The following is a 23385-nucleotide window of genomic DNA, read 5'->3' as shown; positions in this document are numbered from 1 at the left end:
CTCTTCCGATGAAGAATAAGAATATACTTGCTATTGCATTAATGGCGGCTGCAGCTTTCCTGCCGGGAATATCCAGGGCACAGGTTGACCCCCATTTTTCTCAGTACTATGCCTATCCGTTGTGGCTCAACCCTGCGTTGACAGGTGTGATCGACGGCGACTACAGAGCCAGCGCCAATTACCGTAACCAATGGGTGAATATTGGGCAACCTTTCTCTACTATGGGCTTCTCATTTGATGCAGCAGCTGCGAACAATGTAGGGATTGGTATCAATGTGACGAATATGAAGGCAGGTGATGCCGGTTACAATTACTTCAATGGTATGGCCAGCTTCTCCTACAGGGGCGTACGTTTCGGCGCTACTGGTACCAGCCAGCTGGTATTCGGTGTGCAGGCAGGTATGATCAACCGCCGTATTGATCCATCTAAATGGCAGTTGGGTAGCCAGTACGATCCTGTAATTGGATTCGACCCTTCCAAAGTCAGTGGAGAGAATATCAATACTACTTCCTCAAATGTATTTGATGCAGCAGCTGGTGCGATGTTCTTTGATGGTAATCCAAGTCATCAGTTTAACCCATTTGTAGGAGTGTCTGCGGGCCATCTTACACAGCCGGTAGATCCTTTCGTGACAGGAGCTAACAGGAAGCTGCCGGTTCGCTACCTCGCACATGGTGGTAGCCGTATCAAGATAAATGATGTGTTTAGCCTTACCCCAAATGGTATGTACCTGCGACAGGGTAATGCCGAAGAAATAGTAGCAGGTGTGTATGGATCCGTACTGGTAAATGAAGACTTCGATTTTCTCATAGGTGGTAACTACCGCTGGAATGATTCTGCTATTCCATTTGCCGGATTTCACTTCAGGAATTTTGTACTGGGCCTCAGTTATGATGTAAACGCCTCCAATCTGAGAAGACTGGTAAATGGCAGCAACAGTTTCGAAATCTCCCTGTCTTTCATCAGCCGCAAAAAGAAAGTGTATGGAGAGGAATACTTCATATGCCCACGGTTGTAAAACAAAAAAATAACGGATGAAAAAAATTGCACACTATTGGCTGGCCATCGTTTGCTGCTTATTTTCGGTTCACTCTCTAAAGGCACAGTACGTTTACGATTATAAGCGGACAGGCGATGTGTATTACGAAGCCAAAGACTATTATTCTGCTGCGCAGTATTACAACAGAGCACTGGGTACATTCAAGATAAATGCGAATGAAGTGCTGCCCTACCAGGCTGGCAAAAAAGGAAAAGATATAGGTAAGATCAAAGATTATGAAACTGTGAAGTATAGATTGGCAGAGTCTTACCGCATGTATAACGATTTTGGGAATGCAGAGAAGTATTATGAAGAGGTAGTGAGCTATAACAACAATGAATTGTTTCCACTGGCCCGCTTCTGGTATGGCGTATGTTTGCGTGCAAATGGTAAGTATCCAGAAGCTATTGAACAATTCAAACAGTTTAAGGACAAGTATACCAAGGTAGATGAGATAAGTGCGCGGGTAGCGCTGGAAACTGCCAGCTGCGAATTTGCGATCTCTGAAGCCAGCCGTACACCAGGTTACATCATTACAAAACTGAATGGCGATGTAAACGTAGGAGGTGCTAACTACGCTCCTGCCCTGCTGGGGAAAAATGTGCTGCTGTATACTTCTTCCCGCCCTGATACGACAATACTGGAAAAAAAGAAAAAAGAAAATCCTTATATCAACACCTTATTTCAGGCCGATGGAAAGGATGCCTCCTTCAGCAATAGCCGCCCCCTGGCCATACCTGAAGTAAAGGGTATAGATCAGGGTGTAGCTGCGATCTCGCCTGATGGAAATACCATTTACCTGACCCGCTGGACAAATAAAAACGGGGTAAAAGCAGCTGCTATTTATTCAAGTACCCGTAGCGGCAGCACATGGTCAGAGCCAAAGGCATTAGGTCCAAACGTAAACGTAGATGGCTATAGCTCTATGCAGCCATTTGTAACTGCGGATGGGAAGTACCTGTTGTTTGCTTCCAACAGACCCGGTGGTATGGGTAAGAATGACCTGTGGTATAGCATGCTGGATAAAAGTAACCCGGGTGCTGCCAGAAACATGGGTACTGGTATCAATACCCGCGATGAAGAACAGGCACCATTTTATGATGGCGACAGGCATATGCTGATCTTTAGTTCCGATGGCCGTGTGGGGCTGGGTGGACTGGATTTCTATTCCAGCGAGGGGGATTTCAGCAGTTGGGCAGTTCCTAAAAACTTAGGTGCACCACTGAACTCTCCCAAAGATGATATCTATTACGCAACGTCTGACTGGTCACACCCTATGAATGGTGGCTACATCAGCTCTGACAGAGAATCCGTATGTTGCCTGGAATTGTTCAACATAAAGAGGATTTCAAAGTCAATACATGGTATGGTCATGGATTGTGATAACAACCTGCCATTATCTGGTGCAAAGATCACCCTGATTGATACCATTCAGCAAAAAGTACTACAACAGGTAACACTGGATGAAACTGGCCGTTACCGTTTTGAAGTAGAACCTAAAATGAATTATAAGATCATGGCGGAGAAAGAAAATTACTTCTCCAAAGCGATCTTTGTCAATACAGACCAGCTGGAGAAAGTGGATTCCATGGAGAGCCCTACCATCTGTCTGAAACATTATGAAATAGGTAAGCCAATTATCCTGAAAGATATCTATTACGACTTTGACAAAGCAACCCTCCGTCCGCAATCACTGATTGTACTTGATACAGTAGTTTCTATTATGCTGGATAATCCTAATATTATCATCGAAATGAGCGCTCACACAGATGGTAAGGGTAAGGATGATTATAACATAAAATTATCTCAGCGCCGGGCACAATCCTGTGTTGATTACCTGATCAGCAGAGGCATCCCATCATCCCGTATGATTGCGAAAGGTTATGGTAAAACCAGGCCGATTGCACCGAATACCCTGCCTAATGGTAAGGATAATCCGGAGGGAAGACAGCTGAACAGAAGAACAGAGTTCAAGGTGTTGCGCGTAACCCAGTTATCGCAATAGTCTATAAAGAAGGTTAAACCCGCCACAAGGTGGGAGCCATATCCTATCGATAAGAGGACCATCATAATAATGGCCGGTTGTAAGACCGGCCATTATTTTTTTATGAAGTGTAAAGCATGATTCCCGTATATTGATGTCAGGGCTAGCATAAAAAATATAGGTTAAATGGGGTTCGCTAGTTTTCATAAAACGGGTAAGGGGGTAAAAAGTTACAATGCCATAAGATTATCTTGTATTTATTCTTCCAGCCAGCTTTAAGAGAAAAAAACTATCTTAGTAACCTTCAATCGACGAACTATGAAAATGTAATTCCCGATCCGGTACGTCCGTGATCCTTCTTTCGACCTCCAAATTTGTGGTACAGCCGTACCAACTTTCATTGCTAACTTCTATAACAATTTGACAATGCAGCAGGTAGCTGACAATCGTCTGCGCAGGATATTCCGGTTATTTATATCGGCAGTATCCGGCACAGAGACTGAGTTTACGACCGGTAGTATTAACCGGGCCATCTTTTTATTATCGGTACCCATGATACTGGAAATGGTGATGGAATCATTATTGGCAGTAGTAGATATATTTTTTGTGAGCAAGCTGGGTACCCATGCTATCACAACAGTAGGATTAACTGAATCTATATTGACGCTGGTATACACCATTGCGTTCGGGATGAGTATGGCGGCCACGGCAGTGGTGGCGCGGCGCACAGGTGAAAAGGATCCGGATGCGGCAGCGCATAGTGCGGTGCAGTCATTGTATATCGCTGTGGGATTTTCGGTGCTGATCAGCATATTGGGTGTCGTATTTGCCCGCGATCTGCTTACGCTGATGGGGGCTCCTGCTGAGGTGGTAGAGCATGGGAATATCTATACCCGTATGATCATGGGTAGCAACCTGGTGATCGTATTGTTGTTCCTCATCAATGGTATATTCAGAGGTGTGGGCGATGCCGCTATGGCAATGCGTTCTCTCTGGATCGCGAATATTGTGAACATCATTTTATGTCCTTTATTCATCAATGGTTTGGGCCCAATACCTGCCATGGGATTGATGGGTGCAGCACTGGCCATTTGCATAGGCCGTGGTGTGGGCGTAGTGTATCAACTGTATAATCTTATTGGTGGCAAAGGATTGATAAAAATATCTGCGCATCATTTAAAGCCTGATTTCCCTTTGATCGGCAGGTTGTTGAAGATTGCCATGGGTAGCACAGCCCAGTTGCTCATTAATACGACCAGCTGGATCTTCCTTGTACGCCTGATTGCGCGCTTTGGGGAAGAGGCAGTGGCAGGGTATACTGTAGCGATCAGAGTGGTAATATTCACACTGTTGCCAGCTAGTGGCATGGCCAATGCGGCGGCAGCACTGGTGGGTCAGAACCTCGGTGCAGGACAGCCTGACAGGGCAGAACGTTCTGTGTGGAGAGCGGCATTTTTCAATATGGTCTTTTTGGGTGGTGTATCGCTCTTCTTCATACTGGCAGCGAAGCCCATCATCCTGTTGTTCACGAAGGAAGCTGCGGTGGTGGCTTATGGTGCACAGACATTGCAGGTAGTAAGTCTGGGTTATATCTTTTATGCTTATGGCATGGTATTGTCGCAGGCATTTAATGGAGCCGGCGATACCCGCACTCCTACTATCATCAATATATTTGGTTTCTGGATGTTGCAGATGCCGCTGGCTTGGGTATTGTCAGTATATCTGGACTGGGGGCCTACCGGGGTTTTCACGGCTATAGCAGCCGCAGAATCCGTGATGGCCATAGCATCAATCATCATATTCAGAAAAGGATGGTGGAAGCGGGTAAAAGTTTAATTACCTTTGCGCGTGTTCAAAATATCTAACTAAACTCATTTAAAACGATTAACACATGTCGCTCACAGTTGTAGGCACTATGGCATTTGACGATATAGAAACCCCATTTGGAAAGTCGGGAAGAATAGTAGGTGGTTCCGCTACCTATATTGCATGGGCTGCATCCAATTTCGTACAACCTATTAACCAGGTATCTGTAATAGGCGGGGATTTTCCTGAAGCAGAACTGGAATCCCTGAAGGCCAAGGGCGTAGCACTGGAAGGTGTTCAGGTAAAGAAGGATGAGAAATCATTCTACTGGTCCGGTAAGTATCATATGGATATGAATACCCGCGATACCCTGATCACTGAGTTGAATGTACTGGCTGAGTTCAGCCCTGTGATTCCAGATAGCTTCCAGGGTGGTGAGTTCCTGATATTAGGTAACCTTACACCACAGGTACAGATGTCTGTGATCAGGCAAATGAAGACCAGACCTAAGTTGATCGTAATGGATACAATGAACTTCTGGATGGAAGTGGCGCTGGATGATCTGAAAAAAGTACTGAAAGAAGTAGATGTGCTGCTGGTAAATGATGGAGAAGCTCGTCAGCTGTCTGGTGAATATTCATTGGTTAAAGCGGCGCGTAAGATCCTGACAATGGGTCCCCGTTACCTGATTATCAAGAAGGGTGAGCATGGTGCGCTGTTGTTCCATGAGAACCATGTATTCTTTGCACCAGCATTACCATTGGAAGATGTATACGATCCAACCGGTGCCGGCGATACATTTGCAGGTGGTTTCATTGGCCACTTAGCAAGAACAAAAGATATCTCTTTTGAAAATATGAAGACTGCTATTATTGTTGGTTCTGCAATGGCTTCTTTCTGTGTGGAGAAGTTTGGTGCGGATCGTTTGAAGACAATTACGCAGGAAGATATTTCAGCGAGACTGGATCAGTTTGTAGAGTTAGTGAATTTCGATATTGATTTAGTATAGTTAAATAATTGTTTCAGGCATAAGCTGCTGCGATCGTTTTCAACTAAAAGCCTGCCGCAGCCCCAGCCAAAAAAAAGAGGGTGTATCACAAAATAGATACACCCTCTTTTCATTCGGATACCTGATGGAGCCAGATTCCATATTATGTAATTCTCAGGAGTTCCATTTATTTATGCGATGCCCCCTATTTTTTGCTATTTATAAATTTCGTTTAAGATAGCTGCCAGTCTTAACCCTCCTTTCAACAACTGGCTATTCAGATCCTTCACAAAAAGATAATTATACTTATAACTCAACTTCTCCCCTGCCGGCGTCTTATCATAAATTTTATCCGCCATCTGATTAGACTCATACAACCAATCCTTCACACTACCACTTTGCATCATCTTTATCTGTCCTGCATCTGCCGTATCCAGGGCCGCTGTATATTCTGTATAACTCAGCTGTTGAAAATCTATCAGCTGCTCATCCCACACTCTATGTAAGTTAGACTGATTACCAAACCATATCACCTGAATCTTATTACCACCCTGATCTTCATCACGACCCACATGCAAAGGCTGATGCATATCTCCAATCATATGTATCAGGTAAGTCATCGCCAGCCACTGTTCCTCTTTAGTACCTTTACGGGACTTCAATTCTCTGATCAATGCTTCTGTCTCATCATACAGATTCTCTTTCTTCACTGTCTTTAAAGCCGCTTCCATTCCTGCTTTATCTATATGTGCAGGAAAATCAACAAAGTGCCAGGTATAACGATGATCATAAGTGTGAGTCGTATCGCTCTTGATGTAATCCGGCCATGTAGATACCATCGCCATACTTTCTTTTCCAAGAATGGCCTGAACGGCTTTTAACGCTTTGGGTGTAAGGTGTCTGTAAGCAATCTCAGCAACAATGCGGTGTCCTGTCACGCCCCAGGCAAAAACAGATAGTGGTATGAGCGGTAATATCAGTCCCAGACCAAGCAGGTATAACTTCTTAAGCATAAAAAATAAATGAGCTGGTTAAGTCACTAAAAAGTAAAGGTAATGACTTCTCATTGATACTACTGACCAGTCATCCAATTCTCATCAGCAACTATCAAAAGCATATCTGCGTACTTCCAGCCAGTGACTCAATTCCTCCATGTTGCTGGCTGCAGGCCCTATCTTGCTACTGCCGAAGGCAGCAGCGATCGTTTAACCATTTCTTAGTAAATTTGAGCATGCCATTTAAAATTCATTCACCTTACGCTCCCTCCGGCGATCAGCCGGGAGCAATCAAACAACTGGTGGAAGGCGTGCAGGATGGAGCTCCTTACCAAACCCTGCTAGGGGTAACAGGTTCAGGAAAAACCTTCACCGTCGCCAATGTGATCCAACAGGTACAGCGCCCTACCCTCGTGCTCACCCACAATAAAACATTGGTAGCTCAGCTCTACGGAGAATTTCGCCAGTTCTTCCCCGACAATGCTGTCGAATATTTTGTGTCTTATTACGACTACTATCAGCCTGAAGCATACATGCCGGTTAGTGATACTTATATAGAAAAGGATCTCGCCATCAACGAAGAGCTGGATAAGCTGCGCCTCAAAGCCACTACCAATCTGCTCTCCGGTCGCAGAGACATCATCGTGGTAGCGAGCGTATCCTGCATATACGGTATGGGTAATCCTACCGATTATGAAAATGGTATCATCCGTCTACACAAAGGCCAGACGATTAGTCGTAATACCGTTTTACATGGTCTTGTGAATTCTTTGTATACCCGAACTACCGGTGATTTTAACCGGGGTAATTTCCGTGTAAAAGGTGATACGGTAGACATCAATCTGCCATACGTAGACTATGCCTACAGGATTACTTTCTTTGGTGATGAGGTGGAAGAGATCGAAAGCTTCGATGTACAGAACGGGAAAAGGATCGGCACCATGGACAACGCCGCCATCTTCCCCGCTAATCTTTACCTCGCTCCAAAAGATATGATGCAACAGATCATTTTCGAGATACAGGATGAGCTGAAAGCACAGGTTGATTACTTCCGTGCAGAAGGAAAACATATAGAAGCCCAGCGCCTCTCAGAGAGGGTCAATTATGACCTCGAAATGATCAGGGAACTGGGTTATTGTAGCGGTATTGAAAACTACTCCCGCTTTCTGGACAGACGTACGCCTGGTACCCGCCCATTCTGTCTGCTGGATTACTTCCCGAAAGACTTCTTATTAGTAATAGACGAGAGTCACGTAACCATCCCTCAGATTGGCGGTATGTATGGTGGCGACCGTTCCCGTAAACTCACGCTTGTTGATTTCGGTTTCCGCCTCCCGTCTGCACTGGACAACCGCCCGCTGAACTTCTTCGAATTTGAGAACCTGGTGAACCAGGCCATTTTCGTAAGTGCGACCCCTGGTGATTATGAATTGCGTCAGACAGAAGGTGTGGTGGTAGAACAGGTAGTGAGACCTACCGGTCTACTGGAGCCTCCTATTGAAATTAGGCCCAGTATAAATCAGGTAGATGATCTTTTGGAAGAAATAGACAAGCGTGTACAGAGTGGCGGCCGAGTATTGGTCACGACCCTCACCAAGCGTATGGCGGAGGAAATGGACAAGTACCTGCAGCGTATTAATATTAAGTCAAGGTATATCCACTCTGAAGTGGATACCCTGGAAAGAATAGAAATCCTTCGTGATCTGCGCTTAGGTAATATAAATGTATTGGTGGGTGTGAACCTCCTCCGTGAGGGGCTTGACCTGCCAGAGGTAACGCTGGTCGCCATCCTGGATGCGGACAAGGAAGGTTTTCTCCGTGATGAGCGCTCTCTGACCCAGACAGCAGGTAGGGCGGCCCGTAACGTAGATGGGCTGGTGATCTTCTATGCCGATAAGATTACGGACAGTATGCAGCGTACCATCGACGAAACTAACCGTCGCCGGGAAAAGCAGATTGCATACAACCTACTGCATGGTATTACCCCAAGAACGGTGCTGAAGAGCAGGGAGCAGATCATGGGGCAGACATCTGTATTGGAAATCAAGAACTTCGATGAGAATTCGCCGATTGCCGTACATGATGAGGTAACCCTGGTAGCAGAGAATGCTGTGGACTACGCCAAGCAGGTAGCCGCTTCCAGGACCATTCCTCAAATGGAGAAGTCAATCGCCAAAGTCAAAAAGGATATGGAGAAGGCGGCGAGAGATCTGGACTTTATGGAAGCTGCCAGACTCCGTGACCAGATGTTTGCTTTGCAACGTGAGCTGGATGCTATGAAAGAGTCATAATTAAATTATTTTAATATAAAGATTGAAGGCATTTTACCTTCAGTTTTTCAACCTCCTTTCATGAAAAAAAGGTTTTGCCATCGGCAAAACCTTTTTTTCATGGTTTTGGCTAGAGAAAAGATCAAAAATTGTGTCTAAAAACGAAAGTCACTTCCTCTGAGAAACCATTAAGTAGTAATATTAATATTATAATTAATTAGATATGATATTATGTTTTAAGTAAATTCAATCAACGTAACAAAATTTAACTAATACTTATATAATTGTTTTACATTGAATTGTAAGCCTTTTCTTCAAAATGCAGTAATACTAAAAAGCCCTGTGTTAGAAAATTGTTAATTCCTACTTAAGTACTAATTAATATATTCAATACCAATGAGTTATATTTTGATATAATCATTTCTTCCACTCACAGAATGACCAAAATCATTATTGATATTATTATTAATTATAATATAGTTAGCATTTGACCCTTTTTAGCCTCTATTTATAAGATGATTTCTATTTTTGACCCTCTCTATTTGATAATTTAAATTTATCCATACTTTTATTGAAGAAATTTAAAATTGCATTGCTATGAAGAAAACATCATTTCAAGACTATTTACCCTTTATTATTCTGGGATTAGTGGCAATAATTGGTTTATTCATGAAGAATGAGCCACTTTTTGTAGATACTGAGGGAAAATACAATTATGGTGACATCGCATGGATTCTGGTATCAACCTGCCTGGTATTTTTCATGACACCTGGTTTGTCATTTTTCTATGGTGGTATGGTGAACCGCAAAAACGTGATCTCAACCATGATGCAGAGCTTCATAGCTACGGGCCTGATCAGTATATTATGGGTAGCTGTAGGTTTCAGCTTGTCATTTGGTAAATCTTACCACGGTTTTATCGGTGATCCTTCTACTTTCTTTTTCTTTAAGGGAGTATCTTCCAGCGCGCCATGGGCTGGTGCACCTACCATTCCTTTACTGTTGTTCGCGCTTTTCCAGCTGAAATTTGCGATCATCACGCCTGCTCTTGTAGTAGGTGCTACAGCTGAAAGGATCAGGTTTACATCTTACGTATTATTTATGGTGCTCTTCTGCTTATTTATATATTGTCCAATTGCACACTGGACATGGCATCCGGAAGGTTTCCTTTTCAAGCTCGGTGTAATCGACTTTGCAGGTGGTACAGTGGTACACATTTCTGCTGGTTGTGCTGCCCTTGCTGGTGCCCTGGTACTGAAACGCCGTAAAGATCATATTGAAAAGAAAGAATTGCAACCTGCAAACATTCCATTCGTACTGTTAGGTACTGGTTTGCTGTGGTTTGGCTGGTTCGGTTTCAATGCCGGTTCCGCTGTATCAGCGGGTGGTCTGGCTACATCTGCTTTCGCAACTACTAACACTGCTGCTGCTGCTGCTGGTTTGTCCTGGATCTTCTTCGATGTGGTTCGTGGCCGTAAAGCTTCTGCACTGGGCTTCTGTATCGGTGCCGTAGTTGGTCTGGTAGCTATTACACCTGCTGCAGGTTTTGTAGGTATCCCACAGAGTATTTTCATGGGCTTCATTGCTGCGATCATTTCCAACATGATGGTTCATTATAAATCTAAAACTGCTATCGACGATACACTGGATGTATTCCCTTGTCATGGTATCGGTGGTATGGTAGGTATGCTGCTCACAGGCATATTCGCTACCAAAGCTGTGAACGTTGTAGATGGTTGGTTCTATGGTAACTTCGACCTGTTCAAAACTCAGTTCATCGGTCTGTCAATCGTAGTAGCATACAGCTTCGTTGTATCCTTCGCGATCTTCAAACTGATTGATGCTTTCCACCCACTCCGTGTAAGCGAAGAAGAAGAAGCTCTGGGCCTGGATGCTACACAGCACAACGAAAGCTATCATCCAAACATGATGAGCGTATACGACAATGGCACACTCAAGGAAGAGCCAATCGTAGACTAATGAAGATTATATAGTGAGTTTGATATACCCAAAACATTTAGAATAGCTAATAATTAACACGGGAAATTGTAGATAGCAACATTTTATCAACCAGATATTTTATCAACCAATTTCTTATTCGTTTCGTGTAAAAATTTTCTTTCCCCCGAGGTTAGTTATTAGCTATTCTTTCTTATTGCCTTAATTGGCCCTTATCGTTAGAAGCAGCCACCACGTAGATTTAGCATACTCCTTTTATCATCCAAATTTTACTGCATGAAAAAACTTTTTTTGACAGCTTTCGCTGTCAGCCAGATTTCTTTTGCCTATTCCCAAACGGTGGATTCTACCAAAGCTCCATTAGTGAATATTTCCGGATCAGCAGATGTTTATTACAAGTATAATTTCAACGGTAACAGCACAGACAATAAGACAAGCTTCACTAATTCACATAATAGTTTTGAACTGGGTATGTTCTCACTCAAGGCAGAGCATACATTCCAGAAAGGTAGCATCGTAGCCGATCTTGGATTTGGCAGAAGAGCTGCGGAGTTTTCATACAATGATCATCCCGCTGATAAGGGAAGTATGGAAATGGCCGTAAAACAGCTCTACCTCAGTTACCAGGTGCTGGATAAACTGAAAATCAGCATGGGTAGCTTTGCCACACACGTTGGCTATGAGCTTGTAGATGCCTATCAGAACAGGAACTACAGTATGAGTTATATGTTCAGCAATGGTCCTTTCTTCAATACTGGTGTAAAGGCAGATATCACTATCAATGAGCACCTGACGGCAATGTTGGGTGTATTCAATCCTACTGATTTCAAATCGGCTTCCTGGTCGAATAGTAAGTATATCGGTGCACAGATTGGTTATAGTGCCAATACTACGCCACTCAAACTCTACCTGAACTACCTGGAAGGCCGCGATACTGCAGGTATTCAGAACCATCAAATAGACTTCGTGGCACTCTATAGTGTGAGTGATGTAATCGGATTTGGTTACAATGGTACTGTGAGCACCTACAAGAATACGCGTGAAAAAGAAGCAATAGATAACACTGCCAAATGGTGGGGATCGGCTTTATACATGAACATTGATTTCAACAAGACACTGGGTGTAACGTTAAGGGGGGAATACTTTGACGATGCCGATGGCCTTAAGACCTTTGCTGGTACTACCGGTGGTCATGTAATGGCAGGTACGGTATCTGTGAACTATAAAGTCGGCAACCTGACTATTATCCCTGAATTCAGACTCGACAAAGCATCAGTAGACATTTTCAACAAACACGACGGTGCGCCTGTAAGCACCTCTCCCAACGTTTTAGTGGCTGCAACGTACCATTTCTAAAAGCTATTTTATATTTTGTGTACAAATTCTGATGCATGTTACAGCCCACCACGTTGAAATTTTTGAAATCACTGAGCAAGAATAACAATAAGCCATGGTTCGATGACCATAAAGGGGACTATCAACAGGCCAAATCCGACTTTGATAGTGTAGTACAGCAGATACTGGATGGCCTGTGCAAACAGGATCCTGCACTGATCGGACTACAGGTAAAGGACTGTACATTCCGTATTTACAAAGATGTAAGGTTCTCAAAAGACAAGACACCTTACAAGACGAATATGGGCGCTGCCTTTGCTCCCGGTGGTCGCAAAACACCTCGTCCGGGCTATTATTTCCACCTGGAACCAGGTGGAAATAGCTTTGCAGGCGGTGGCCTCTGGATGCCTGAAGCATCCGTATTAAAGAAAGTAAGACAGGAAATAGACTACAATTTTGAGGAATTCCAGCAGATTATATCCAATAAGGATTTCATCCGCTACTTTGGTAAAATAGAGGGAGAAGCACTCAAAACTGCGCCGCAGGGATACCAGCCGGACAATCCGGCCATAGCTTACCTGAAACTAAAAAGCTTCACAGTATGGCACCACATCTCGGACGATGCTGCCTTACAGCCTGCACTTGTTAGAGAAATTCTGAAAATCTTTGCTGTCATGCAGCCTTTTGTAAAATTCATGGATCGGGCACTGGACCTGGAATAATGGTTCCATCTTAACCCAATCTCCGGGCTGACTAAAAAGCTATGGTTGCTGCACTTGTAGTGCAATGACTCTTTATAGGCTTTTTAGTCAGCCCTTTTTCCGTTTTCAACACCGTCTTCAGTAGGACAAAAAATTCTAACCCTGTGCAAGACTTGAGGCACAGGCAATTAACGTTCTTCTACAATAAACTCTTCGATTTCTTAGACAATCTCCACCACAAAATAGACTCGTCTGTAGTCCTATCTGCCGGATATGTATACCTGACATATACACATGTTAATACGGCCAACAGATAAATACGGGACGAATACTTTGCTGGCTAGTTTTTGTGGATCAGGAACTCAAATGGCCTTGCCTTGCGATTCTTCAACAGGTTTTCTTTGTCTGTTTTAGTATGCGCAAAACGTTGGTTATACACGTTGGCTACCTCAATGATTGGGATAATGCCATCCAGTGTATCGTGTTGATCCACAATGTTCATGATGCGTGATACCTGTGAAGAAAAGTTGTTGCTCCACTCCTCAGTAAATTTGTGCATCAATAAAAGCTCACGATTGGCGTTGGTTTTCATAGGACTTAAGGGTGTTTACGGATTTGTGAATTTTAGTTCTGTCAGCACCTTACTTTCTTTAAGTTTGAACTTTTTTGGCAGAAGTAAGTTGGCATAGGATTATTAGTACCAAAATTGAATTTTATCCTTCATTAATCAATACTACTTCTGTGTAATTTTTGTTGTAGTGATACAAATTTCTCATCAGAATAATACTAATTGATACAAAAAGAGCAAGTGATAGGTCACTTGCTCTCAATAGTTTATGTTATAACGTATATACGTTAGCGAATATCACGGATGGATTAATTAGATCCATTTCTGTGCATGTAAAAATTCTGCTATTTGCACCGCATTGGTAGCTGCGCCTTTACGCAGATTGTCTGCGACAATCCACATGTTTAAAGTCTTCTCCTGGGTCTCATCACGACGCAAACGACCTACAAACACTTCATCTCTCTCATGTGCATCTTTTGGCATCGGATATTTTGCATTTGTAGGATCATCTACTACTATTATACCCGGAGTATGCTCTAAAATGCTGCGTACTTCACTCAATTCATACTCATTATCGAATGCAACGTTCACAGATTCACTGTGTCCACCCATTACAGGGATACGAACAGTTGTAGCAGTGACACGAATGTTACTATCCCCCATGATCTTTACAGTCTCCTTCACCATCTTCATCTCTTCTTTCGTATATCCGTTTTCGAGGAATACATCGATTTGAGGAATCACATTCAGATCTATCTGGTGAGCGTAAGCTTTAGGTCCTTCTACACCTTTACGTTCATTCATTAACTGCTCTACTGCTTTTACACCAGTACCGGTTACTGACTGATAAGTAGATACTACTACACGATTGATCTTATACTTCTCATGCAGTGGGTTTAATGCCAGTACCATCTGTATGGTAGAACAGTTCGGATTGGCAATGATCTTATCTTCAGGAGTCAGTGTTTTACCATTGATCTCTGGTACTACCAGTTTTTTGGTAGGATCCATTCTCCATGCAGAAGAGTTGTCAATAACAGTAATACCTGCTTCGGCAAATTTAGGTGCCCACTCTGTAGATGTGCTACCACCTGCGGAAAACAGTGCTACTGCTGGCTTCATGGCAATTGCCGTATCTGCACTGACTACCTTATACTGCTTGCCCTTAAATGTTACTTCCTTACCTACTGACTTTTCAGAGGCTACTGGTATGAGTTCTGTAACCGGGAAATTTCTTTCCGCCAACACTTGTAACATTTTTGAGCCTACCAGTCCGGTAGCTCCTACTACGGCAACTTTCATTGTATTAACATTTTAATTTTTTGGAGATGCGAATTTACTACAACCTTATCGGTTTTCAATGTATGTCTATGAATCATAGAAAATCACTAATTTTAACTACTTATCATTAGTAAATTGTTAAGAAATGAGGTTTTCCATTGTTTGTGTTTGCATGCTTTTGCATGCCTTTTCTTCTCACGCCCAATTCGAAGAATATTTTAATTATCAAGATATGAATGATGCTACGCGATGGCGCGGCACCGACTCAGCATGGATAATTCAAAATGGACAATTAAAAAGTAGCTTCGAACAAATTAATAGTAATTTCTATATGTCGACAATTTCAACACTACCTGCAGACAATAGCTGGCAATGGTGGATGCAACTTAACTTCAATACTTCATCTTTAAACTATGTAGATGCATATTTATGTGCAGATAAACGTGACCTGCTGGATTCCTTGCTCAGCGGGTATTTCGTAAGGGTAGGTAACACGAAAGATGAAGTCTGTTTATACCGGAAAGATCCGCATAAAACACCTGTATTACTCATAGATGGCAGAGATGGTATCACTGACCATACAACTAATATTTTAAATGTACGGGTTACATGTAGTGAACAATATAAATGGACACTACAGGTAAATGATGTAGTAGAAGGAACTGCAACAGATAGTACTTATCCTGCTGCAACTGTGATGGGATTTGTAGTGCGGCAATCCATTGCTTCATTTGCAGGCAAGCATATTTTTGATAATGTCATTGTTGGTAATGCTCCTGCAGATACTGAAAATATACATGTAGTGATCAATGAAATATTATACGATAGTGATGTTGAATTTGTTGAGTTGTATAATAATGGTGTACAACCTGTGTCACTTTCACAATTATCTATTATAAGAGAGAAAACAAATGGTGGGCTTACTGATCCTGTTACATTTTCTTCAGGCACATTGGCCCCTGGTAGTTATGCTGCATTTACGAGTGACCCCGATGCATTGTGCAGACAATATCATTGTACGCATCCTGAATATATTTATAAAATATCGCTGCCTGCATTGACAAATGAAAAAGGAGCCATCTTTATAATAGATAGCAAAGGTGATACCATCGATGCATTACATTACTCAGATGCCATGCATTTCCCTTTAGCAAAAAATACTAAAGGTGTATCGTTAGAACGACTCGATGTAAATGCACCTACACAACAAATTTCTAATTGGCATTCTGCATCCTCCACGGTGGGATATGCGACACCGGGAATTGCAAATTCCCAGCAGTTAAACGCAGTAGATTTGACCCGCAAGTTGACCCTGACCCCTGAAGTGTTTTCACCCGATAATGATGGAATGGATGATGTGGCAGTAATCAGTTATACACTAACTGGCCCCGGATCAGTAGCAGATATTCTTATATATAGTGCTACGGGCAGATTAGTCAAAACCATTTGCAACAATTTTTTACTCCCGCCAAAAGGGTTTTTTACCTGGGATGGTACAGATGATCTACACAATATAGCCCCAACTGGCATATATGTCGTATTTGCTTCTCTCCTTGATCCTGAAGGAGATGTGCAACGCTGGAAGCTCCCGTTGGTATTGGCAAAGAGAAAAAATGCCTGATTTTGTCAACATTTATAGTTGCTAATGGCAAATAATTTTTCAATATATTAATAGTCAGGGAAGTTGATCATTAAGAAGAAAATGAAAGTATACGGAGGATCAATTTGTCGGATAGAAACGATTTTTTATATTTGCGCTTCTTAAAAATTTGAACATGCAGTATAGAGAAATAGTTGCAGTAACCGGTTTGGGCGGTTTATTTCAGTTGATCGCCAGCAAACAGGATGGTGCCATTGTAAGATCTCTGGAAGACAAGAGTACGCGTTTTGTGAGTTCGCGCATCCATAATTTTACCCCCCTGGAAAGCATTGAAGTATTTACCACAGGCGAAAACGTAAACCTGGCGGAAGTATTCAAGGCTATGCAGGAGCAAGATGGTAAAACTGCCCTGGTGGATGCTAAGGCTGACAATAATGCGATAAAAGCTTACTTCAAAAGCGTATTCCCTGAATTCGATGAAGAAAGGGTGTATGTGAGTGATATGAAGAAGATGGTAAAATGGTATACCATCCTCAAAAGCAATGACCTGCTAAGATTCGACGAGCAGGCAGAAGAAGCAGTTGCTGAAGAAGTAGCTGCCGAAACCGCAGCAGTTGAAGAAGAAGCAGCAAAACCTGCTAAAAAGGCAGCTAAGCCTAAAAAAGCTGCAGCTAAGGACGATGCGCCTGCTGCTGAAGGTGAAGAAGCACCAGCTGCTAAACCTAAAAAAGCAACTAAGGCTAAGAAGGAAGAAACTCCTGCTGCTGAAGGCGAAGAAGCACCTAAAAAGAAGGCTGCTCCTAAGAAGAAGAAGACCGAGGAATAGTATTTTCCTTTCAGGAATAAAATATTGCCTGGCGGAAAGCGCAATCGCGTTTTCCGCCAGGCATTTTTATTGGTATAGGTCCACGTCTTGTTCGACGCTAGTTCGATGCTTGTTCGACTAAGCTATACTATAGCTTCGATACCAACAGATCACCAAAAGGCCACCAAGAGATCACCAACAGGTCACCTCATTATCCCGGGGATATTGAAGTGACCTTTTAGTGACCTTATAGTGAACTTTCAGCAGCGAAGCTATGGTAAAGACACACTATCGCTCTGACATTAATTTCTTATTTTAGTATTATGAATACATTAGACGCAAACATTGATAAACAGCCACGTACACTCCTGTCTGAAGACTTTAAGGTGACTACGTGGGAAGCATTGAAGCCATATTATGACGAATTGTTAGAAAGACCGATAGATAGTGTGGCTACGCTGGAGAAATGGCTGAAAGACATCAGCGAACTGGATGCAGTGATCAGCGAAGACGTCGCCTGGCGCCAGATCCGCATGACCTGCGACACTACAGATAAATCCCTGGAAGAAGCTTTCGCCTACTTCTGCATGGAAATACAACCTCAGTTACAACCTTATACGGATGCCCTGAACAAAAAGCTGCTGGCAAGTGAATACCTGGACCAACTGGACCAGGAACTCTATGCCACCTACCTGCGCTCCGTAAAGAAACAGGTAAAACTTTTCCGTGAGGAAAACGTACCCCTGCTGGCCGAACTAAGCGTACAATCTCAGCAATATGGTCCGATTGTAGGCAAAATGACCATCAATGTAAATGACCAGGAGTATACCCTGCAGCAGGCAGCCCGTTTTCTGGAAAGCAGCGACCGCGCCCTCAGGGAAGAAGTATACCGTAAAACTTCTACCCGTCGCCTACAGGACAAGGATCAGCTGGACCAGCTGTATACTACCCTGGTACAAAAGCGCGACCAGGTAGCGAAGAATGCCGGTTTTGCAAACTACCGGGATTATAAGTTCGAAGACCTGGGCAGATTCGATTATACCAAGGAAGATTGTTTCCAGTTCCACGCAGCTGTAAAGGAGCACATCCTGCCACTGGTTAAGAACTTCCAGGAGAAACAACGCCAGAAACTGGGTCTTGATGTGCTAAAACCATGGGATGGTGAGGCTGAACCAGCAGGTGTGAAACCACTGGAACCTTTCCACACAGGGGAAGAACTGATCAATAAAGCCATTGAAACTTTCGATGAACTGGGTCCTTTCTTTGGCAACTGCCTGCGTGTAATGCAGAAAATGGGCCGCCTGGACCTGGAAAGTCGCAAAGGAAAAGCACCAGGCGGATATAACTGTCCGCTGGCTGAAACCGGCGTGCCTTTTATCTTTATGAATGCCGCCGGACAAATGAAGGACCTGACAACCATGGTTCACGAAGGTGGCCATGCGGTCCATTCCTTCCTGAGCCATAACCTGAAAATGAGCTTCTTCAAGGAATATCCAATGGAAATTGCCGAGGTAGCCAGTATGAGTATGGAACTGTTTACTATGGATCACTGGAATATCTTCTTCAGTAATCCGGATGAACTGCGCCGTGCAAAACTGCAACAGCTGGAAAGAGCGATTGTGATTTTCCCATGGATTGCCACCATCGATAAGTTCCAGCACTGGGTGTATGAGCATCCGCAGCATACTGTAGAAGAGCGAACAGCAGCCTGGGTGTCTATACTGGAAGAGTTCTCAACCCATACAGTTGACTTCACCGGACTGGAAGAATCCAGGGCAGCTAGCTGGCAGCGTCAGTTACACCTGTTCGAAGTACCTTTCTATTATATTGAATATGGAATTGCGCAGCTGGGTGCGATTGCGATGTGGAAACAATACAAGGAAAATAAGCAGCAGGCACTTGATAACTATGTGAAGGCGTTGAGCCTGGGTAGTACCCGGACATTGCCGGAGTTGTATAAGGCGGCGGGGATAAAGTTCGACTTCTCTCCTGCTTATGTGAAGGAACTGGCAGATTTTGTACAGTCCGAGATCGAAAAGATTTAAATCAAATAAAAAAAACGCTAATGCCTGAAGCATTAGCGTTTTTTTTATTAATAGCTGGCCTGCGGCTGGCTATTTACATTCTTTACATACCCCACTTACCACCACATCTACGTTATGCGCAGTATATCCTTTTGGTAGCTGTATCACGGGGATCTCCGTTTCATCCAGGCAGATCGTAGTCCCACAATTCTCACATCTGAAATGGATATGGTGATCGTGATGATCATGTTCTGAACAATCAGATTTGCACAGGGCATACCTAATACTGGTATCGGTAGTGGGAATGGTATGGATCAATCCCTTATCAAGAAAAGTTTGCAAAGTGCGATACACGGTCACACGGTCAAAAGACTGACCGGCCAGTTTTTCAAAACTACTATGTTCCAGTGCGCCATTACTCTCCATGAACAGTTCCAGGATCTTTAACCGCGTATCTGTGATGCTGAGTTTGCTCGATCTCAGCAGTTCTGTAATATGTGTTTTGTGCGTGATGTCCATAATTATTCCTTTAGCAGTCTGTCGATATCGACGATCAGCTTGTCTACGTCATTGGCTTTTGTGCCTTCGTATAATCCCCGTATGCGACCATCGCCATCTACGAGAGCGAACCATTGAGTATGCACAAAGTCTTCGTCTCCGGCATAGGTACCGTCATCTACAAGATAACCTTGCCTCGCAAGTTTGTATAATTCTTTTTTAGAACCGGTCAGAAACCACCAGTTAGATGGGTCGGCGCCGTGTTCTTCAGCATATTTCTTTAACACAGGGACACTATCATTCTCAGGATCTACTGTGTGGGAGAGGATTCTGAACTTAGGTTCGTTTTTATATTTAGCATATACTTTCTCCATGTTCTTGTTCATCTTTGGGCAGATGCCGGTACAGGTGGTAAAAAAGTATTCTGCTACATATATTTTGCCTTCCACATCTTTGGCTGTGATGGTACGGCCCTCCTGATTGGTAAATGAAAAGCCCCCCACAATATGGCCGTTTGTTCCCAGTACTGGCAGTTTTTCTCTGCCGAAGAAATCACCCTGTTCTCCTCTGATCACGTAGCCGGAGTATCCCATAAAGGCTATGGCCAAAAGCACGAAAAAGGTGATTAAAAAGACGTTCTTCTTAGACATAATCGCCGATCTGTTATTTGTATAATGCAAAGGTAGGTGTTTTCTTTATTACCCTATAATTTAGTCTGGTCTAAAAATTAATTCTTGAAATGAAAAATTAAAAAAATACATTCGTGAAAATTAAATATAGATGCTTAGATTTCTAACTGCAGTGCTCATACTCTGTAGCACGGCTTCTTTTGCCCAAACGGATTCGCTCCAGACCACTCACCTCAATGAGGTGATCGTGACCGGTGTGACCCGTGCCACCACTGTTAGGAAGAACCCCGTCCCTATCTCTGTTATTACCAAAAAAGAGATGACCACTCATTTGAATACCAATCTCATCGATGCAATTACGAAATCCATACCCGGGGTGTCCGCAGTGACCACCGGTCCCAATATTTCCAAACCTTTTATCAGGGGACTCGGTTATAACAGGGTATTAACCTTATACGATGGGGTTCGCCAGGAAGGTCAGCAATGGGGAGATGAGCATGGTATTGAAGTAGATCAATATGGTATAGGCAGAGTTGAAGTCGTAAAAGGCCCGGCAAGTCTTACTTACGGCTCTGATGCCATAGCGGGCGTGATAAACATGATCCCCGACCTCCCTACCGGGGAAGACGGTAGGCTCAAAGGCAACTTCATTTCAGAATACCAGACAAACAATGGTATGATCGGTTCCTCCCTCGGCCTCTCCTATCACAAAAATGACTGGCACTATGTTTTCCGCCTCAGCGGTAAGATGGCGCATAATTACCGCAACGCCGCCGATGGATATGTATATGGCACGGCCTTCCGCGAATTGAATGGTACGGCTATGGCCAGGGTAGATAAAAAATGGGGTTATTCGCTGCTTGCCACAACCCTATATAATAACCTACAGGAAATCCCTGACGGTAGCCGCGACTCCCTCACCCGCAAATTCACCATGCAGGTAACCGAAGGTGAAGACGATGATATCAAAAATCGTCCGATCGTTCCGGATCATTTGCTAAAAACCTATACCATCAACGATTTGCATCAGCACATTCGTCATTACAGACTATACAATCGTACTAAAATCGGTAATTTCTTTTCTAACATCGCCTTGCAACAAAGTGTTCGTCAGGAATACAACCACCCTCTCACTCCCAAACAACCCGGTCTTGACCTGATATTAAATACCCTGAATTACGACTTTCGCTATAATCTCCCAACTATACATGGTATAGAAATGACAGCCGGCGCCAATGGTATGTACCAGACCAACCGTAGCCAGAATGCCACGGACTTCCCTATCCCGGACTACAACCTCTTTGACATCGGGGGCTTTTATTTCCTCAGAAAATCTTTCGGACCTGTGGATGTATCCGGAGGTATAAGATATGACCATCGCCATATTCACTGGGATGATTTCCGCCAGTTTACCGCATTTGCGCATAGTTATGATGGTATCTCCGGCAGCGTAGGTGCTACCTATAATCTCAGCGAGCGGTTATTGCTAAAAGCGAATATCGCCAGGGGGTACCGTGCTCCCAACATTACCGAGATTGGCTCAAATGGCCTTGACCCGGGTGCACACATTGTATATTTAGGAAATCGCAGCTTCAACCCTGAATTCAATTTACAGGAAGATATCGGTTTTCTCGCTTACCTGGGGGATCTGGACATCAGTGTAGAGTTGTTTAATAATAATATTACCAATTACATCTATCAGGCCCGTCTCAATGACGTGGTGATCGTACCTGGCAATGCGACCTACCAATACCAGCAGTCAAAAGCAAGGCTGTATGGTGGAGAATTCAGCCTTAACCTTCACCCCCGCGCTATTAACTGGTTAAAAATCAACAATAGTCTCGCCTATATAGTTGGTTTAAACCAAAATGCAGCATCTATCAGGGAGCATGGTGATCAGGCAAAGTATCTTCCTTTTATTCCCCCGTTGCATGCGCGTTCAGAATGGAAAGCGGTGTTCCCCAACATGTATGGCAAAATAGAAGTAGACGGTTACGCCAGACAAAACCACTTTTACGGCGTAGATCATACGGAGACGGCGACGGATGGGTATGTATTATTAAATTTAGGGGCAGGCGGCACCGTAGCAAAAAAGTTTGACCTGTTTTTCCAGGTAGACAATGTATTGAATACGGTTTACCAGGCCAATATGAACCGTTTAAAATATTTCGAGTATTTCGCTGCCTCGCCGAATGGGCGATCAGGTATATATAATATAGGTAGGAATTGTAGTCTTAAAGTTTCAGTCCAATTTTAATACCCAGCTGAATGCTTGGCAGTACGCTCACCAGCCTGCCATCATTCGTCTCGGTTGCTCCATTATTATCTGAAAAATTCTGGTAGCGATAGACTTTGGTACGGATCCCCAATCCTATGTATGGATCAAAGACGATTTTATCTTTTGTCATCTGCCGGCCCAGCAGGATCTGGAAGCCATATACATTTTTGGTAGCAGAGCGTTGATAATTATTGTCATTGATGGCTACATCCTGGTTGGGATAAAATACCTTCTTATATAGAAAGACGGGTTCGAAGTAGGTACCCATGGCCCTGTATAAACCATCTCTTGCAGAAAACAGGTACAACTTCAGTCCAGCCCTGAATCCCAGTCCTCTCCCATCCACAAACTGCTCGGTACTGATATCCGGTTTTTTCTGCCCGACGTCTATTTTTTTAGACAGGAGATAATCCGGATAATCGGTATAGATAGCTGATACACCGACTTCGAGGCTCAGCTTTTCGCTCAGTTCCTGCTCGATCGATACATCCAGTTCATTAATAAGCGTAGTTGGGTTTACCTTGATGTAGGTAGACCTGCGAAAAGGGGATTTACTATCCTGGGCAATAGCTGAAAGCATCCCCAGGAGTAACAGGCATGTAACAAGCAGTGGTCGTTTCATAA

18 protein-coding genes are annotated in these 23385 nt (G+C 43.5%); 12 read left to right on the top strand and 6 right to left on the bottom strand.

Going from position 1 to position 23385, the window contains the following annotated elements:
- Positions 1–8: 8 nt before the first annotated feature.
- The 4 genes from SIO70_RS04160 (at position 9) to SIO70_RS04145 (ending at position 5839) form a co-directional block, all read left to right on the top strand.
- Positions 9–1019 (top strand): PorP/SprF family type IX secretion system membrane protein, encoded by a 1011-nt coding sequence (locus SIO70_RS04160; RefSeq protein WP_320579690.1) that lies wholly within the window; start codon positions 9–11, stop codon positions 1017–1019.
- Positions 1020–1035: 16 nt separating this feature from the next.
- Positions 1036–3045 carry an OmpA family protein gene (locus SIO70_RS04155; RefSeq protein ID WP_320579688.1) on the top strand — a complete coding sequence of 670 codons (2010 nt, stop codon included), beginning with the start codon at positions 1036–1038 and terminating at the stop codon, positions 3043–3045.
- Between the two features lie 405 nt (positions 3046–3450).
- Positions 3451–4860, top strand: coding sequence for an MATE family efflux transporter (locus SIO70_RS04150; RefSeq protein WP_320579686.1), 1410 nt, complete (start codon positions 3451–3453; stop codon positions 4858–4860).
- A 55-nt stretch (positions 4861–4915) separates the two neighbouring features.
- Positions 4916–5839 carry a PfkB family carbohydrate kinase gene (locus SIO70_RS04145; RefSeq protein WP_320579684.1) on the top strand — a complete coding sequence of 308 codons (924 nt, stop codon included), beginning with the start codon at positions 4916–4918 and terminating at the stop codon, positions 5837–5839.
- A 194-nt stretch (positions 5840–6033) separates the two neighbouring features.
- Here the strand turns inward: SIO70_RS04145 and SIO70_RS04140 are convergent, their stop codons facing one another.
- Positions 6034–6831, bottom strand: coding sequence for a S1/P1 nuclease (locus tag SIO70_RS04140; protein ID WP_320579682.1), 798 nt, complete (start codon positions 6829–6831; stop codon positions 6034–6036).
- 218 nt (positions 6832–7049) lie between these two features.
- On the opposite strand from SIO70_RS04140, the gene uvrB reads away from it, so the two are divergent.
- The 4 genes from uvrB (at position 7050) to SIO70_RS04120 (ending at position 13099) form a co-directional block, all read left to right on the top strand.
- Positions 7050–9104, top strand: coding sequence for an excinuclease ABC subunit UvrB (gene uvrB / locus SIO70_RS04135; RefSeq protein WP_320579680.1), 2055 nt, complete (start codon positions 7050–7052; stop codon positions 9102–9104).
- Positions 9105–9680: 576 nt separating this feature from the next.
- Entirely contained in the window at positions 9681–11063 is a 1383-nt protein-coding gene (locus SIO70_RS04130; RefSeq protein ID WP_320579679.1) for an ammonium transporter, read from the top strand.
- 255 nt (positions 11064–11318) lie between these two features.
- Positions 11319–12398 carry a porin gene (locus tag SIO70_RS04125; protein ID WP_320579678.1) on the top strand — a complete coding sequence of 360 codons (1080 nt, stop codon included), beginning with the start codon at positions 11319–11321 and terminating at the stop codon, positions 12396–12398.
- Positions 12399–12433: 35 nt separating this feature from the next.
- Positions 12434–13099: a DUF2461 domain-containing protein gene (locus SIO70_RS04120; RefSeq protein ID WP_320579677.1), complete on the top strand. Its 666-nt coding sequence runs from the start codon at positions 12434–12436 to the stop codon at positions 13097–13099.
- A gap of 319 nt (positions 13100–13418) precedes the next feature.
- Here SIO70_RS04120 and SIO70_RS04115 read toward each other — a convergent pair whose 3' ends face one another.
- Both SIO70_RS04115 and SIO70_RS04110 read right to left on the bottom strand, forming a co-directional pair.
- A complete protein-coding gene (locus tag SIO70_RS04115) occupies positions 13419–13670 on the bottom strand; it encodes a hypothetical protein (RefSeq protein WP_143708839.1) in 252 nt (83 codons plus the stop codon).
- Positions 13671–13958: 288 nt separating this feature from the next.
- Complete coding sequence (locus SIO70_RS04110; RefSeq protein ID WP_320579676.1) at positions 13959–14948, bottom strand: aspartate-semialdehyde dehydrogenase; 990 nt, start codon at positions 14946–14948, stop codon at positions 13959–13961.
- A gap of 310 nt (positions 14949–15258) precedes the next feature.
- On the opposite strand from SIO70_RS04110, the gene SIO70_RS04105 reads away from it, so the two are divergent.
- The 3 genes from SIO70_RS04105 to SIO70_RS04095 all read left to right on the top strand — a co-directional run bounded on the left by SIO70_RS04105 (position 15259) and on the right by SIO70_RS04095 (position 19377).
- On the top strand, positions 15259–16548 hold the full coding sequence (locus SIO70_RS04105; protein ID WP_320579675.1) for a lamin tail domain-containing protein: 1290 nt from the start codon (positions 15259–15261) through the stop codon (positions 16546–16548).
- A gap of 154 nt (positions 16549–16702) precedes the next feature.
- A complete protein-coding gene (locus tag SIO70_RS04100) occupies positions 16703–17353 on the top strand; it encodes a DUF5606 domain-containing protein (RefSeq protein ID WP_320579673.1) in 651 nt (216 codons plus the stop codon).
- Positions 17354–17655: 302 nt separating this feature from the next.
- On the top strand, positions 17656–19377 hold the full coding sequence (locus tag SIO70_RS04095) for a M3 family oligoendopeptidase (protein WP_320579672.1): 1722 nt from the start codon (positions 17656–17658) through the stop codon (positions 19375–19377).
- Between the two features lie 69 nt (positions 19378–19446).
- Here the strand turns inward: SIO70_RS04095 and SIO70_RS04090 are convergent, their stop codons facing one another.
- The gene (locus tag SIO70_RS04090; protein ID WP_320579671.1) at positions 19447–19875 is read right to left on the bottom strand and encodes a Fur family transcriptional regulator; all 429 of its coding nucleotides are present in this window, start codon (positions 19873–19875) and stop codon (positions 19447–19449) included.
- A gap of 2 nt (positions 19876–19877) precedes the next feature.
- Positions 19878–20504 carry an SCO family protein gene (locus tag SIO70_RS04085; protein ID WP_320579670.1) on the bottom strand — a complete coding sequence of 209 codons (627 nt, stop codon included), beginning with the start codon at positions 20502–20504 and terminating at the stop codon, positions 19878–19880.
- 130 nt (positions 20505–20634) lie between these two features.
- Here SIO70_RS04085 and SIO70_RS04080 point away from each other — a divergent pair, with 130 nt between their 5' ends.
- The gene (locus SIO70_RS04080) at positions 20635–22740 is read left to right on the top strand and encodes a TonB-dependent receptor (protein ID WP_320579669.1); all 2106 of its coding nucleotides are present in this window, start codon (positions 20635–20637) and stop codon (positions 22738–22740) included.
- On the opposite strand, the gene SIO70_RS04075 is transcribed toward SIO70_RS04080, so the two are convergent.
- Entirely contained in the window at positions 22718–23383 is a 666-nt protein-coding gene (locus SIO70_RS04075; protein WP_320579668.1) for a hypothetical protein, read from the bottom strand. The genes SIO70_RS04080 and SIO70_RS04075 overlap by 23 nt on opposite strands.
- Positions 23384–23385: the final 2 nt, after the last annotated feature.

The sequence above is a fragment of the Chitinophaga sancti genome (genome assembly GCF_034087045.1).
In the GTDB taxonomy this organism is placed as follows: domain Bacteria; phylum Bacteroidota; class Bacteroidia; order Chitinophagales; family Chitinophagaceae; genus Chitinophaga; species Chitinophaga sancti_B.
The sequence above is the reverse complement of the archived record's forward strand: the minus strand, read 5'-3'. Positions and strand labels throughout refer to the sequence as shown.

Coding starts and splice junctions, on each gene's coding strand:
- SIO70_RS04160 (WP_320579690.1), top strand. CDS start 9: ATGAAGAATAAGAATATACTTGCTATTGCATTAATGGCGGCTGCAGCT.
- SIO70_RS04155 (WP_320579688.1), top strand. CDS start 1,036: ATGAAAAAAATTGCACACTATTGGCTGGCCATCGTTTGCTGCTTATTT.
- SIO70_RS04150 (WP_320579686.1), top strand. CDS start 3,451: ATGCAGCAGGTAGCTGACAATCGTCTGCGCAGGATATTCCGGTTATTT.
- SIO70_RS04145 (WP_320579684.1), top strand. CDS start 4,916: ATGTCGCTCACAGTTGTAGGCACTATGGCATTTGACGATATAGAAACC.
- SIO70_RS04140 (WP_320579682.1), bottom strand. CDS start 6,831: ATGCTTAAGAAGTTATACCTGCTTGGTCTGGGACTGATATTACCGCTC.
- uvrB (WP_320579680.1), top strand. CDS start 7,050: ATGCCATTTAAAATTCATTCACCTTACGCTCCCTCCGGCGATCAGCCG.
- SIO70_RS04130 (WP_320579679.1), top strand. CDS start 9,681: ATGAAGAAAACATCATTTCAAGACTATTTACCCTTTATTATTCTGGGA.
- SIO70_RS04125 (WP_320579678.1), top strand. CDS start 11,319: ATGAAAAAACTTTTTTTGACAGCTTTCGCTGTCAGCCAGATTTCTTTT.
- SIO70_RS04120 (WP_320579677.1), top strand. CDS start 12,434: ATGTTACAGCCCACCACGTTGAAATTTTTGAAATCACTGAGCAAGAAT.
- SIO70_RS04115 (WP_143708839.1), bottom strand. CDS start 13,670: ATGAAAACCAACGCCAATCGTGAGCTTTTATTGATGCACAAATTTACT.
- SIO70_RS04110 (WP_320579676.1), bottom strand. CDS start 14,948: ATGAAAGTTGCCGTAGTAGGAGCTACCGGACTGGTAGGCTCAAAAATG.
- SIO70_RS04105 (WP_320579675.1), top strand. CDS start 15,259: ATGTCGACAATTTCAACACTACCTGCAGACAATAGCTGGCAATGGTGG.
- SIO70_RS04100 (WP_320579673.1), top strand. CDS start 16,703: ATGCAGTATAGAGAAATAGTTGCAGTAACCGGTTTGGGCGGTTTATTT.
- SIO70_RS04095 (WP_320579672.1), top strand. CDS start 17,656: ATGAATACATTAGACGCAAACATTGATAAACAGCCACGTACACTCCTG.
- SIO70_RS04090 (WP_320579671.1), bottom strand. CDS start 19,875: ATGGACATCACGCACAAAACACATATTACAGAACTGCTGAGATCGAGC.
- SIO70_RS04085 (WP_320579670.1), bottom strand. CDS start 20,504: ATGTCTAAGAAGAACGTCTTTTTAATCACCTTTTTCGTGCTTTTGGCC.
- SIO70_RS04080 (WP_320579669.1), top strand. CDS start 20,635: ATGCTTAGATTTCTAACTGCAGTGCTCATACTCTGTAGCACGGCTTCT.
- SIO70_RS04075 (WP_320579668.1), bottom strand. CDS start 23,383: ATGAAACGACCACTGCTTGTTACATGCCTGTTACTCCTGGGGATGCTT.